At 53.1% G+C, this 12,485-nt stretch carries 12 protein-coding genes; all 12 read right to left on the bottom strand.

Going from position 1 to position 12,485, the window contains the following annotated elements; translation table 11 throughout:
* Window positions 1-26 precede the first annotated feature (26 nt).
* Window positions 27-653, bottom strand: a complete 627-nt coding sequence (gene rnhB / locus ACXI0A_RS05345; protein ID WP_476150010.1) for a ribonuclease HII — start codon at window positions 651-653, stop codon at window positions 27-29.
* Window positions 646-1,794 (bottom strand): lipid-A-disaccharide synthase, encoded by a 1,149-nt coding sequence (gene lpxB, locus ACXI0A_RS05340; protein WP_476150011.1) that lies wholly within the window; start codon window positions 1,792-1,794, stop codon window positions 646-648. Before lpxB ends, rnhB begins: the two co-directional genes overlap by 8 nt.
* Before the next feature lie 3 nt (window positions 1,795-1,797).
* Complete coding sequence (lpxA, locus tag ACXI0A_RS05335) at window positions 1,798-2,586, bottom strand: acyl-ACP--UDP-N-acetylglucosamine O-acyltransferase (protein WP_045832791.1); 789 nt, start codon at window positions 2,584-2,586, stop codon at window positions 1,798-1,800.
* 3 nt (window positions 2,587-2,589) lie between these two features.
* Entirely contained in the window at window positions 2,590-3,045 is a 456-nt protein-coding gene (fabZ, locus tag ACXI0A_RS05330; RefSeq protein WP_013507953.1) for a 3-hydroxyacyl-ACP dehydratase FabZ, read from the bottom strand.
* 192 nt (window positions 3,046-3,237) lie between these two features.
* Window positions 3,238-4,263, bottom strand: a complete 1,026-nt coding sequence (gene lpxD / locus ACXI0A_RS05325; protein WP_224935476.1) for a UDP-3-O-(3-hydroxymyristoyl)glucosamine N-acyltransferase — start codon at window positions 4,261-4,263, stop codon at window positions 3,238-3,240.
* 3 nt (window positions 4,264-4,266) lie between these two features.
* A complete protein-coding gene (locus tag ACXI0A_RS05320) occupies window positions 4,267-4,767 on the bottom strand; it encodes an OmpH family outer membrane protein (RefSeq protein ID WP_224935478.1) in 501 nt (166 codons plus the stop codon).
* Window positions 4,768-4,862: 95 nt separating this feature from the next.
* Window positions 4,863-7,274 (bottom strand): outer membrane protein assembly factor BamA, encoded by a 2,412-nt coding sequence (gene bamA, locus ACXI0A_RS05315; RefSeq protein WP_224935503.1) that lies wholly within the window; start codon window positions 7,272-7,274, stop codon window positions 4,863-4,865.
* 51 nt (window positions 7,275-7,325) lie between these two features.
* Window positions 7,326-8,675 (bottom strand): sigma E protease regulator RseP, encoded by a 1,350-nt coding sequence (gene rseP / locus ACXI0A_RS05310; protein ID WP_224935480.1) that lies wholly within the window; start codon window positions 8,673-8,675, stop codon window positions 7,326-7,328.
* A 12-nt stretch (window positions 8,676-8,687) separates the two neighbouring features.
* Window positions 8,688-9,545 carry a phosphatidate cytidylyltransferase gene (gene cdsA / locus ACXI0A_RS05305; protein WP_224935482.1) on the bottom strand — a complete coding sequence of 286 codons (858 nt, stop codon included), beginning with the start codon at window positions 9,543-9,545 and terminating at the stop codon, window positions 8,688-8,690.
* An 18-nt stretch (window positions 9,546-9,563) separates the two neighbouring features.
* Window positions 9,564-10,316, bottom strand: a complete 753-nt coding sequence (gene ispU, locus ACXI0A_RS05300; protein ID WP_034829480.1) for a (2E,6E)-farnesyl-diphosphate-specific ditrans,polycis-undecaprenyl-diphosphate synthase — start codon at window positions 10,314-10,316, stop codon at window positions 9,564-9,566.
* A gap of 166 nt (window positions 10,317-10,482) precedes the next feature.
* Window positions 10,483-11,685, bottom strand: a complete 1,203-nt coding sequence (gene ispC, locus ACXI0A_RS05295) for a 1-deoxy-D-xylulose-5-phosphate reductoisomerase (RefSeq protein WP_476151150.1) — start codon at window positions 11,683-11,685, stop codon at window positions 10,483-10,485.
* A gap of 239 nt (window positions 11,686-11,924) precedes the next feature.
* Window positions 11,925-12,482 (bottom strand): ribosome recycling factor, encoded by a 558-nt coding sequence (gene frr, locus ACXI0A_RS05290; protein ID WP_224935486.1) that lies wholly within the window; start codon window positions 12,480-12,482, stop codon window positions 11,925-11,927.
* Between the last annotated feature and the right edge of the window lie 3 nt (window positions 12,483-12,485).

The following is a 12,485-nucleotide window of genomic DNA, read 5'->3' as shown; positions in this document are numbered from 1 at the left end:
TTTCCGGTTAAAACAGCGTCAGGCTATTAAAGCGTAGTCGGCTGACGCGCGGCCAGCACATCAGCATCCATCAGGGCATTACGCACCGGCGCAAAGCTGCGACGATGATGTGGCGTGGCACCAAACTGCGTCAGTTTTTCCATGTGCAACGCCGTCGGATAGCCCTTGTGCTGGGCAAAACCATATTGCGGGAACAGCAGATCAAGCTCCGCCATCTCACGATCGCGTGTCACTTTAGCAATGATCGAGGCCGCGCTGATCTCTTGCACCAGACTATCACCCTTCACTACCGCCTGAGATGGCATCGGCAATGCCGGGCAACGATTGCCATCGATCAAGACAAAGTCAGGCGTAACAGGCAAACCCGCTACCGCACGCTGCATCGCCAGCATAGTGGCATGCAGGATGTTGAGCTGATCAATCTCTTCAGGCTCCGCACGACCGAGGCTCCAGGCCAGCGCTTTCTCTTTGATCTCGTCATACAGCGCCAGTCGGCGCTTTTCAGAGAGTTTTTTCGAATCGGCCAAACCTTTAATCGGATTAGCGGGATCGAGGATAACTGCGGCGGTGACAACGGCACCTACCAGCGGGCCACGCCCCACTTCATCGACGCCGGCAATGCGCTGCGCGTTAGGGTAGATAAACTCAGCCATTGACGATCTCCAGTACGGCATCCGCGGCCTGCTCATCGGCATTCCAGCGAATCTGTTGATGTAATTCGTTGAAGGTATTCAGCAGCACATCGCGCTCTGGCCCGGCATGCAATAACGGCTCAAGCGCTGCCGCGAGGGCTTCCGGCTGACACTCTTCCTGCAACAGCTCTTTGACCAATTCCCGGCCCGCCAGCAGATTGGGCAGCGAAACATACGGTGTTTTCACCAGACGTTTTGCTAACCAGAAGGTGAAAGGCTTCATGCGGTAACCCACCACCATCGGACACTTCGCCAGCATGCATTCCAGCGCGGCAGTGCCCGAGGCGAGAATCGCCGCATCGCTGGCGATCATGGCCTGACGGCCTTTGCCATCCAGCAAATGCATGGGCAGCTCAGGCGCCACTTCAGCTTTAATCTGCTCAAACTGTTCACGACGTTTGGCGTTCACTAGCGGCACGACGATTTCCAGCGTGGGATAGCGCTGACGCAGCAACTGCGCCGCACGCAGGAAATCTGCACTTAGCATTTCCACTTCTGCACCACGGCTGCCCGGCAACAAGCCAAGGCAAATAGCATCGTCAGCGATACTTAATTCATGTCGCGCAGCGGACTTATCCGGCTGCAGCGGCATCGCATCGGCCATGGTGTGACCGATAAAGCGGCAAGGTACATTGAATCGATCGTAAAACGCTTTTTCAAACGGCAAAAACGCCAATACCAGATTGGTGTTACGGCCAATTTTGAACACACGCTTTTGCCGCCAGGCCCAAACCGAGGGACTGACGTAATGAATGGTGCGAATACCCTTGCGCTTCAGGCTGCCTTCCAGCGTGATGTTAAAGTCTGGCGCATCAATGCCAACAAACACATCCGGCTTGAGTTCGGTGAAGCGTTGCGTCAAATCCTTGCGAATTTTTAGCAAGCGACGCAAGCGACCGAGCACTTCAACAATGCCCATCACCGCCAGCTCTTCCATCTCATACCAGGCTTCACAGCCCTCAGCTTGCATGAGCGGACCGGCAACACCCACAAAGCGGGCATCAGGATGACGCGCTTTTAACGCACGAATGAGACCTGCACCAAGAATATCGCCGGAGGTTTCTCCGGCGACCAGGGCAATCGTTAAGGGACGCACTGACATGGATTAACGAATCAATCCACGTGTTGAACGAGCAAAGAAGTCGTAGAAAGGCTGTACTTCGCTATGTTGTTTTGCCAGCTCTTCAATCTCTGGTTTCACTTCATCCAGCGTTTTACCACTGCGGTAAAGCAGCTTGTACGCATTGCGAATGGCGTGCAGTGCTTCTTTGCTAAAGCCACGACGCTTAAGACCTTCGATGTTAATACCGAACGGCGTCGCGTGGTTACCCTGCGCGATAACGTACGGCGGCACATCCTGGGCGACGCCTGAACAACCACCAACCATCACATGTGCGCCAATGGTGCACCACTGGTGCACAGCCGTCATGCCGCCGATGATCGCGAAATCATCTACGGTGACATGGCCGCCCAGCGTGGCGTTGTTGGCGAAGATGCAACGGTTACCAATCACACAGTCATGCGCAATGTGCGCATTGACCATCAGCAGGTTATCACTGCCAATTTTGGTAAGGTTGCCGCCCTGCGTGGTGCCACGATGAATGGTGACGCTCTCGCGGATGCGGTTACGATCGCCGATTTCAACACGGGTCGGTTCACCGGCATATTTCAGGTCCTGGTTCACTTCACCAATCGAAGCAAACTGATAGATCTGATTATCTTTGCCAATGCGCGTGTGGCCGTTCACCACCACGTGCGATTTGAGCACCGTACCTTCACCAATTTCCACGTTAGCGCCGACAAAGCAGAACGGGCCGATGTGAACATTGGCGCCGATGACGGCACCTTCTTCAATGACGGAACTGGGATGAATGTTGGCGGTTGAATCAATCACTAATTATGCCTCCCGGCTACGGGCACACATCATGGTCGCTTCACAGACAATCTTGCCGTCTACAGTTGCCACGCCTTTGAAGCGCGTCAGACCACGACGAGTTTTCTCGAAGGTCACTTCCATAATCATCTGATCGCCCGGTACCACTGGACGTTTGAAGCGGGCTTCGTCGATACCGGCGAAGTAGTACAGCTCGCCCGGTTCCAGTTTCCCAACGCTTTTGAACGCCAGAATACCCGTTGCCTGCGCCATTGCTTCCAGAATCAGAACGCCTGGGAAAATCGGCTTACCAGGGAAGTGTCCCTGGAAAAACGGTTCATTAACAGAAACGTTCTTCACCGCACGCAGATATTTATGCTCTTCAAATTCCAGCACGCGGTCAACCAGCAAGAACGGATAGCGGTGCGGCAGCAGTTCTAAAATCTCTTCGATTTTCAGAGTATGCGTTTCAGTTGTCAAAATACTCTTCCTGTCCTAAAAAATCTGATGGCAATAATAACACGGCCTGCACAGATCAAAATGATCCTCCGCAGGCCGCAAATCAGTTCGGTGGCGTAACGCTTTCTTGAGAGACCTTCCGCCTTTCCCGGGTAAACCGAAAGAGGCAGAGAGTACGCTGCTTTTTTATGAAAGCGGGTAGCTGGGATGCGTTTAGTCGTCTTTGCCGACCTTACGTTCGATGGCTTTTAAGCGTTTGCTTATTTCATCGATATTCATCACCAGGGCTGCCGTTTTACGCCAGGTTTTGTTGGGTTGCAGTGGGATACCCGATGAGTATACCCCAGGCTCTGTGATCGGGCGCATTACCATGCCCATGCCCGTTACGGTCACTTTGTCACAGATTTCCATATGGCCGTTAATGACGCTGGCGCCGCCAATCATACAATAACGTCCAATCTTCAGACTACCCGCCATGATCACACCGCCCGCAACGGCCGTGTTATCTCCAATCACAACGTTGTGCGCAATCTGACACTGGTTGTCTATGATAACACCATTGCCGATCAGAGTGTTATCCAGTGCACCGCGATCGATAGTGGTACAGGCACCAATTTCTACCCGATCCCCAATCACAACAGTACCCAGCTGTGGAATTTTCACCCAATTGCCACGGTCGTTAGCATACCCGAAACCATCGGCGCCGATAACGGTGCCGGATTGAATCAGACAATCCTGACCAATCTGGATCTCGTGGTAAATCGTGACGTTAGCCCACAAACGTGAGCCGCGACCGATACGCGTCTGCTTACCAACAAAACATCCTGCGCCAATTACGACGTCGTCACCCAGCTCAACGCCAGATTCGATCACCGCATTCGCACCCACCGAAACGTTCTTACCCAGCGTCGCTGTCGGATCGATCACCGCACTGGGCGCAATATTCTGCGCGGGCTGCGGCGTTGTGTCCAGCAGTTGTGCCATGCGAGCGTACGTAAGGTAAGGATTTTTCACCACCAGGGCAGCGGTTTTACACCACTCCAGATCCGCTTCCGTCAGCACCACGGCTGAAGCCTGGATATGAGCGAGCTGCTCGCGGTAGCGGCTGTTTGCAAGAAAAGTGATTTGACCAGTGGTGGCGGATTGCATAGAAGCAATGCCGGAGATGACGATATCGCCATCTCCGTGCAATTCTGCATCCAACTGCTGGGCTAAATCAGCCAGTCGAATTGATGACATCGATTATTTAACCTGTTTTACAACGTCAGCAGTGATGTCTTTAGCATCAGCAGAAGAGTACAGAACGGCCTGAGAATCCAGCACCAGATCGTAACCATCGCTTTTCGCTACAGACTGTACAGCGGTCTGGATTTTAGCCAGCAGCTTGTTACGCTCCTGCATCTGACGAGTCTGGTTGTCTTTGTCGAAAGCCTGCGCTTTCTGTTCAAAGGCAGCACGCTCAGAAGCAATCTGCTTCTCTTTCTTGGTGCGGTCGCTGGCCTTCATGGTTGACGCATTACGCTGCAGATCCTGGATTTCGCCCTGGATTTTCTGCTGCTGCGACTGGAGGTCAGAAGCACGGCTTGAGAACTCACCCTCAAGCTGTTTAGCAACAGCGGCACGCTGCGGAGATTGCTGGAAAACCTGGCTCAGGTTCACGACGGCGATTTTATCGGCCGCCTGGGCACCCGCAGAAGCAGCTAATGCAACACCCAGAGCAGCAGCACAGAACAACTTTTTCACTATAAACTCCTTACCTCAACGTGTGTGTTTGCAGCGTGTCACGCTCATGCGCGACACGGATGCAAGACGGTATATTCACTTCCTTGTTCAGAGCCTTACCAGGTTTTACCAATGTTAAACTGGAACTGCTCTGACTTGTCTCCCTCGACTTTCTTCATCGGCTGAGCATATGAGAATACCAGCGGACCTAATGGCGACATCCATTGCAGGGCGACACCCGCAGAGACACGAATGTTATTCGGATCGCTGTAGTCCGGAATCCCCGCCGCACGTGTTTCTGCGGTGTTCTGCCATTTGGTATCCCAGACAGTACCGGCGTCCATAAACACCGAAGTACGGACTGAGTTAGCGTATTTCTCGCTCAGGAACGGCGTTGGCGTGATCAGCTCAAGGCTGGCAATCGCCATGGCGTTACCACCCACCGCGTCATCTGACTTACAGATACCGTTAGCATCGGTCAGATTACAGGTGGACGAGTGATCGTTCAGATAAGCAGCTTTCGGACCAATGGTATTGGACTGGAAGCCACGAACCGTACTTGAACCACCGCCGTAGAAGTTCTCATAGAACGGCATCTCTTTTCCACCGAGCCCGTCACCATATCCTACACGGCCACGTCCCAGCACCACCCAGGTGCCATCACGGTTCAATGGCACGTACTGCTGGGTATCCAACGTCGCTTTGTAGAAGGCGTTGTCAGAACCCGGAATGGTCACTTTGCCGTTCAGGTTGGTACGGTTACCCTTGGTTGGGAAGAAACCGCGGTCAAGCGTGTTATACGTCCAACCGTAGTTGAAGGTGAAATCATCTGCTGAGAAATCACCATCATCATTCAGACCCTGATGACGACCAACCGAGTCAAGATAACGCCACATCGCAACCTGCGGCTGCATGTTAGACAGGTCGTTATGCACATAACCCAGGCCGACACGTAATGTGTTGTTTTCATTAACCGGGAAGCCCAACGTGCCATCCACACCATAACTTCTGTTGGTGTAGTCAGACAGATCAGCATCATCCGCTTTAAAGTCGTTATAGAATACGCGACCACCAAGGCTCACACCGTCGACCGTGAAATACGGATCGGTCAGTGAGAATTCAGCATAGGTTTGGTAATCGTTTTTAGTACCGCTGATGCCAACGGTATTGCCGGTGCCGAGCCAGTTTTCCTGGGTCACACCCACCTGGAAGCTGACGCCACTTTCAGTACCGTAACCGACACCAAAGTTGAAGGTACCGGTGTTACGCTCTTTAACCTTGTAAACGACGTCTACCTGGTCCGGAGAACCTGGCACACGCTGAGTATCCACATCGACGGTTTCAAAGTAACCGGTACGGTTCAGACGCTCTTTACCCTGATCAACCAGGTCGCTGCCCAACCAGGCGCCTTCCATCTGACGCATCTCACGGCGCAGCACGGCATCTTTCGACGTATCGTTACCTTCGAAGCGCACTTTACGCACGTAATAACGGTTACCGGCATCCACATTGATATGCAGTTTAACGGTTTTGTCTGCGTCGTTAATTTCCGGCTGTGTCACCACACGCGGATAGGCATAGCCATAACGACCCAGCAGTTTTTTGATGTCGTCTTCCATCTGCGTGACTTTGGTGCCGTTATACAGCTCACCCGATGGAATACGCGTCATTTTTTCGATTTCAGCAGAATGGCCCGCCATGCTGCCGTTCACGATCACGCCGGCAATCTTGTACTGATCGCCTTCGTTGATGTTCACGGTGATGTAGATGCCTTTTTTATCTGGCGTCAGGCTCACCTGAGTTGAATCGATGTTGAAGCGCGCATAACCGCGATCCAGATAGAAGCTACGCAGGGTCTCAAGATCCCCGGCCAGCTTTTGTTTCTGGTATTTACGATCGCCTACCACGTTCCACCATGGCACTTCATCACGCAGTGAGAAGCGCGAGATCAGTTCGTCAGAGCTAAAGGCTTTGTTGCCGACGATGTTGATCTGCTGAATCTGAGCAGAAACGCCTTCCTGGAAGACGAACTTCAGATCCACACGGTTACGCGGCAGCGGTGTCGCAATCGCTTTCACGCTGGCGGTGTATTTACCGACGCTGTAGTAGAAGTCTTCCAGGCCCTTCTCAATCGAAGAGAGCGTGGTGCGGTCGAGTGCTTCACCGACGCGCACACCCGAAGCTTCAAGGTTCTGCTTCAGTTGCTCTTCTTTCACCGCTTTATTACCGGAGAAAGTGATGCTGGCAATGGTCGGACGTTCTTTCACCTGAACAATCAGGGTTGTACCGTCGCGCAGAACCTGCACATCTTCAAAGTTGCCAGTGGCGAACAGTGAGCGAATGGTGTTTCTGACGTCGTCGTCAGAAATCGTATCACCGACACGTACGGGCATGCTGAGCAGAGCCGCGCCGACGGCGACTCGCTGGAGACCTTCGAAATGAATGTCCTTCACTACGAAATCGTCTGCACCGTAAACGGTGGCGCTGCTGAACAGCAGCGACGCTATGAGCAACTTTTTCATCGCCATCGTTGTTATGCGTTTTCCTAACACATCCCGCGCCTGTCTGCGTTCCAGCTATTACAGACGTGAGAAATCATTGAAAAGTGCAAGCCCCATTAATAACACCAGCAAAATTGAGCCAATGCGATAACTGAAGTCCTGAACTCGCTCGGACACCGGTCCTCCTTTGATCTTTTCGATCGCCAGAAAGAGCAGATGTCCACCATCTAATACCGGCAGAGGGAACAGGTTGATGATCCCTAGGTTGACGCTGATCAGCGCCAGGAACATCAGATAGTAAATCACCCCGTACTCCGCTGATAACCCCGCACCCTGAGCAATCGAAATTGGCCCGCTCAGGTTATTCAGCTTCACATCCCCGGTTATCAACTTGCCCAGCATTGAGACCGTTAACTTCATCAGCTGCCAGGTTTTGACACTGGCTTCACCAATTGCAGCAAAGGGTCCGTACTGCCTTACCGTTTTGTACTCATCAGGCAGCGGAATCACGCGCGGGATGACACCCGCGAAGCCTTCCGCTTCATTACCCGGTTTTGCTTCTGGCGTTAGCGTCAACGCCACCTGTTCGCCGTTTCGTTCAACATCCAGCGCCATGTTTTTGCGCGGATTATCGCGTACCTGTGCCGCAAAAGCCTGCCATTGTGTTAACGGCTGACCATCGACTTTAACGATCCTATCGCCCGCTTGCAAACCGGCAACGCTTGCCGGTGAGTTTGCCTGAACTTCCGCTAAGGTCGTTTCAATCTGCGGCCCACGTGGACGAATCCCTAACGCGACAACCGGATCTTGTTTATCTGGTTCAAATTGCCATTCGCGCAAATCTAACTGCTTCTGCTGCGTGGCTTCTTCACCAAATTGCGAGACGGTGAGCGTGGCATTGCTGTCGCCGATTTTACCGATCAGCGCCATACGCACAGCATCCCAATCAGGCGTTTCGATACCATCTACCGCTTTAAGTTCCATACCGGAGGTAATTTGCGCTTCAGCAGCGACGGATCCGTTCAGAATTTCGCCAACCACCGGGCGTACACCCGGTACGCCATGGATGAAGACCACCCAGTAGGCAAAAACGGCAAAGATGAAGTTAGCGATAGGACCAGCCGCAATGATTGAGGCACGTTGCAGCACGGTTTTGTTGTTGAAGGCTTGATGGCGCAATTCAGCAGGAACGCTCTCAACGCGCTCGTCGAGCATTTTGACGTAGCCGCCGAGTGGAATCAGCGCGATGACATATTCGGTGCCCTGACGATCGCTGCGACGCCACAATGCTTTGCCAAAGCCAATCGAGAAACGCTCGACCTTGACACCGCAGCGGCGGGCGACCCAAAAATGGCCAAATTCGTGCACGGTGATCAGTACGCCAAGCGCCACGATAAAGGCGACAAAACTCCAGAGTATGCTCAACATTGTCGCTAATCCTCAGAGGGTGCGGAACACCAGCAGCAGCAGGCAGGCAAAAACCGGCACCGCAGCGGTCAGGCTATCGATACGATCGAGGATACCACCGTGACCCGGAATCAAGTTACCGCTGTCTTTGATGCCCGCTTCACGTTTGAACATGCTTTCAGTGAGGTCGCCCAGTACGGAAGCCAGTGTGGCAATGACGGCGCATATTACCAACGTGCCTGGCGCGACAGTGAGTGGCGCTAACATCGCAAACAGCCACGCAATAATCGCTGACGAGAGCAAACCACCAAAGAAGCCTTCCCATGTTTTGCCCGGCGAAACTTTGGGTGCCAGCTTATGTTTGCCGAACAGACGGCCAAACATATAAGCACCAGAGTCTGCGCCCCACACGATGAACATCACAAACAACAGCCACCACGCACCAGCGAAGTGGTCAGTATCATAGTGATATTGGCGCAGCGCCATCATGCCCCAGAAGAAGGGGATAACGGTCAGAAGACCAAATATGAGGCGTAATGGGCGCGAATGGCGCCACAGTGCGGCAGATGCAGGATAGAAGAGCACCAGAACCAGAGCGACGATCCACCACCCCAGAGAAGCCCATAGGGAGCCTTCCATCTGGAACTGATGAAGATTACGTTGGTAGGGTTGCAGGGTAAACAGCATCACCGCGAGTATCAGGCCGCAAAGCACCGCCAGCCAGATACGTTGCTGACGCGATGCCATACCTGCAAACTGCCCCCATTCCCAGGCGGCAAGCATACAGATGATGATGGTGGTAATCGCAAATCCGGACAGCGGTAACCAAAACAGAGCAGCGATCACCAGCGGAATCAAAATAAGCGCGGTGATCAGACGAGACTTCAGCAAAGGTTACCCCCAGATTGCTCAGGCGCCGCCTGGTGCCGCGCCGCCAAAGCGTCGCTCCCGCGAAGAGAATGCATTCAGTGCACCTTCAAAAACGTGTTCATCAAAATCAGGCCAAAGAACATCGGTAAACCAAAACTCAGCATAGGCGATCTGCCACAGCAGGAAGTTGCTAATCCGATGCTCTCCCCCGGTCCTTATCACTAAATCCACCGGCGCCAGCTCCTGCATACATAGATACGGAGCCAGACTTTCTTCGGTTATCTGGTCAGGACGTAATAAACCTTCCTGAACCTGTTCAGCCAGTTTTCTGGCACCCTGGATAATATCCCAACGGCCGCCATAGTTGGCAGCAATGTTGAGGGTGAGTCCATTATTTTGCTGAGTCAGTTCCTCGGCGCGACGAATGCGTTCCTGAATACGATTATTGAAACGACTGATATCGCCAATCACGCGCAGACGCACGTTGTGTTTGTGCAGGCTTTTGACTTCGCTGTCGAGCGCCCAGACAAACAATTCCATTAAGGCCGTCACTTCCTGTACCGGTCGGCTCCAGTTTTCACTGCTGAACGCGTAGAGCGTGAGCGCTTCCAGTTTGTGGCTGACCGCAAAGCTGACGGCCCGGCGTACTGATTTTACCCCGGCTTTGTGGCCTGAAATACGCAGTTTGCCCTGATTTTTTGCCCAGCGACCATTACCATCCATAATGATGGCCACGTGACGTGGCGTGCAGTACGACTCGTCATCGATTGTGTTGTGATTGTTGGACGACATAACGCGTAATAATTCCTTTCATCAGAAATGCTGTGGTTTCTGAATACATTGCGCCTGCGGCAAACCCCGGTATCGCTACCAGATGACATCGAAACAATGTCGGGCCGAAAAACGCGAGCGAGCGACTATACCATTTTCACCCTGAGCGAACAAATAGCGGGAAGTATCAACCTGCTAAACGAAAGCGTGGTAGCAATTCTGTGGCACAGATACGCGCTAACCGATCGATCTCCATCACATCCTCAATGCTGCCCGGCTCCTGGCACACCAGGGACGCCAGCACTTCGCTGTTAATGGCGGCGATGTCGGTAAAGCGAATCTGATGCTGCAGAAATGCCGCGACGGCCACTTCGTTTGCCGCATTCAGCGTGGTGGTGGCGGCCTGCCCTGTTGAGCAAGCATCAATCGCCAGCTTCAGGCAGGGATAGCGCTCATAGTCCGGTTCAGCAAACGTCAGTGACTTCATTCGCGTGAAATCGAGTGGCGTTACACCGGCCGAAATACGTGCTGGCCATGCCATACTGTGGGCGATAGGCGTTCGCATATCAGGCGATCCTAGCTGCGCCAGCACACTGCCATCGCAGTAACGCACCATGGAGTGAATCACCGACTGCGGATGCAGGATGACTTCCATCTGTGCGTCAGTGGCATTAAAAAGCCAGCGGGCTTCAATGTATTCAAGACCTTTATTCATCATGGTGGCCGAATCAACAGAGATTTTACGCCCCATTGACCAGTTCGGATGTGCACACGCTTGATCTGGCGACATGGCGGCCAAATCCGCTAATGGCGTGTCACGAAAAGGACCACCCGATCCCGTAAGGAGAATAGAATCAATGCCATTCTCTCGCAGATCAGCGTACCCCAACTGATGCTGTATGGAAGCGGGTAAACTCTGAAAAATGGCGTTGTGCTCGCTGTCGACCGGCAACAACTGGGCATTGTGATGACGTACCGCCTCCATAAACAGGCGGCCGCACGTGACAAGTGACTCTTTATTCGCGAGTAAAACAGTTTTGCCGGCACGAATCGCGGCAAGCGTGGGTTGCAGGCCAGAAGCACCAACGATGGCCGCCATCACCTGATCCACTTCATCCAATGCAGCCAGCTCGCAAGCCGCCTGAACGCCGGAGAGCACTTCGGTATGAAGATTTAATGCTCTCAGTCGCTCACGCAGCGCCTGTGCGGAGGCTTCATCAGACATCGACGCATAACGTGGGGTAAATTGCTGACACTGTTCAGCCATCAGCGCTACGTTTTGACCCGCCACCAGCGCGGTGACCTGATACAGGTCTGGATTGGCCGCGATGACTGCCAGCGTACTGGTACCAATCGAGCCGGTGGAACCCAGCAGAGTTAATCGCTTCATCATGCTATCCCTGTGACGTCGTGGATCGTGCCTGCAACAGCGCCAGGCACAATGTAAAACGCCGCCAGAGTCGTACAACGTCTCTGAACGGCGTTTTATACCCGTCATACTTCAAGTTGCAGGTGCGTTGGCTAAGCTCATTCACCCCAGTCACTTACCTGAGTAAGCTCCTGGAAATTCATTCCCTTGCCGCCTTCCTGCACCCTGAATTATTTTGGGTATAGGTGTTCTGATGGGAATTAGAAATCCATCAGTTCCTTTTCTTTTTCGGCCAATGCAGCATCAAGGTTTTTGATGTAGCCATCGGTCATTTTCTGGATCTCTTCCTGCGAGCGACGTTCATCGTCTTCGCTGATCTCTTTGTCTTTCAGCAGTGCTTTGATCTTGTCATTAGCATCACGGCGCACGTTACGAACAGAAACACGACCCTGCTCCGCTTCGCCACGCACGACCTTGATCAGGTCCTTACGACGCTCTTCCGTCAACGCTGGCAGTGGCACACGAATATCGGTGCCTGCTGAGCTTGGGTTCAGACCCAGGTCAGATGCCATAATGGCTTTTTCAACGGCAGGGCTCAGTGAGCGGTCAAACACGTTGATTTTCAGCGTACGAGAATCTTCTACCGTGACGCTAGCCAGCTGACGCAATGGCGTAGGTGTACCGTAGTAAGGAACCATAATGCCGTCGAGCAGTGAAGGCGAAGCACGACCGGTGCGCACTTTGCTGATTTGGTTTTTGAATGCATCCACGCATTTTTCCATGCGCGTGTCGGCATCTTTTTTAATGTCGTTAATCACGTT

This window comes from Pantoea sp. C1E2, from assembly GCF_056491465.1.
This window is presented reverse-complemented; position numbering and strand designations above follow the sequence as displayed.

Excerpts from the sequence above, each read along its gene's own strand:
- bamA (WP_224935503.1), bottom strand. The coding sequence starts at position 7,274 with ATGGCGATGAAAAAGTTGCTCATAGCGTCGCTGCTGTTCAGCAGCGCC.
- lpxB (WP_476150011.1), bottom strand. The coding sequence starts at position 1,794 with ATGTCAGTGCGTCCCTTAACGATTGCCCTGGTCGCCGGAGAAACCTCC.
- ispU (WP_034829480.1), bottom strand. The coding sequence starts at position 10,316 with ATGTCGTCCAACAATCACAACACAATCGATGACGAGTCGTACTGCACG.
- rnhB (WP_476150010.1), bottom strand. The coding sequence starts at position 653 with ATGGCTGAGTTTATCTACCCTAACGCGCAGCGCATTGCCGGCGTCGAT.
- lpxD (WP_224935476.1), bottom strand. The coding sequence starts at position 4,263 with ATGTCATCAATTCGACTGGCTGATTTAGCCCAGCAGTTGGATGCAGAA.
- rseP (WP_224935480.1), bottom strand. The coding sequence starts at position 8,675 with ATGTTGAGCATACTCTGGAGTTTTGTCGCCTTTATCGTGGCGCTTGGC.
- ispC (WP_476151150.1), bottom strand. The coding sequence starts at position 11,685 with ATGAAGCGATTAACTCTGCTGGGTTCCACCGGCTCGATTGGTACCAGT.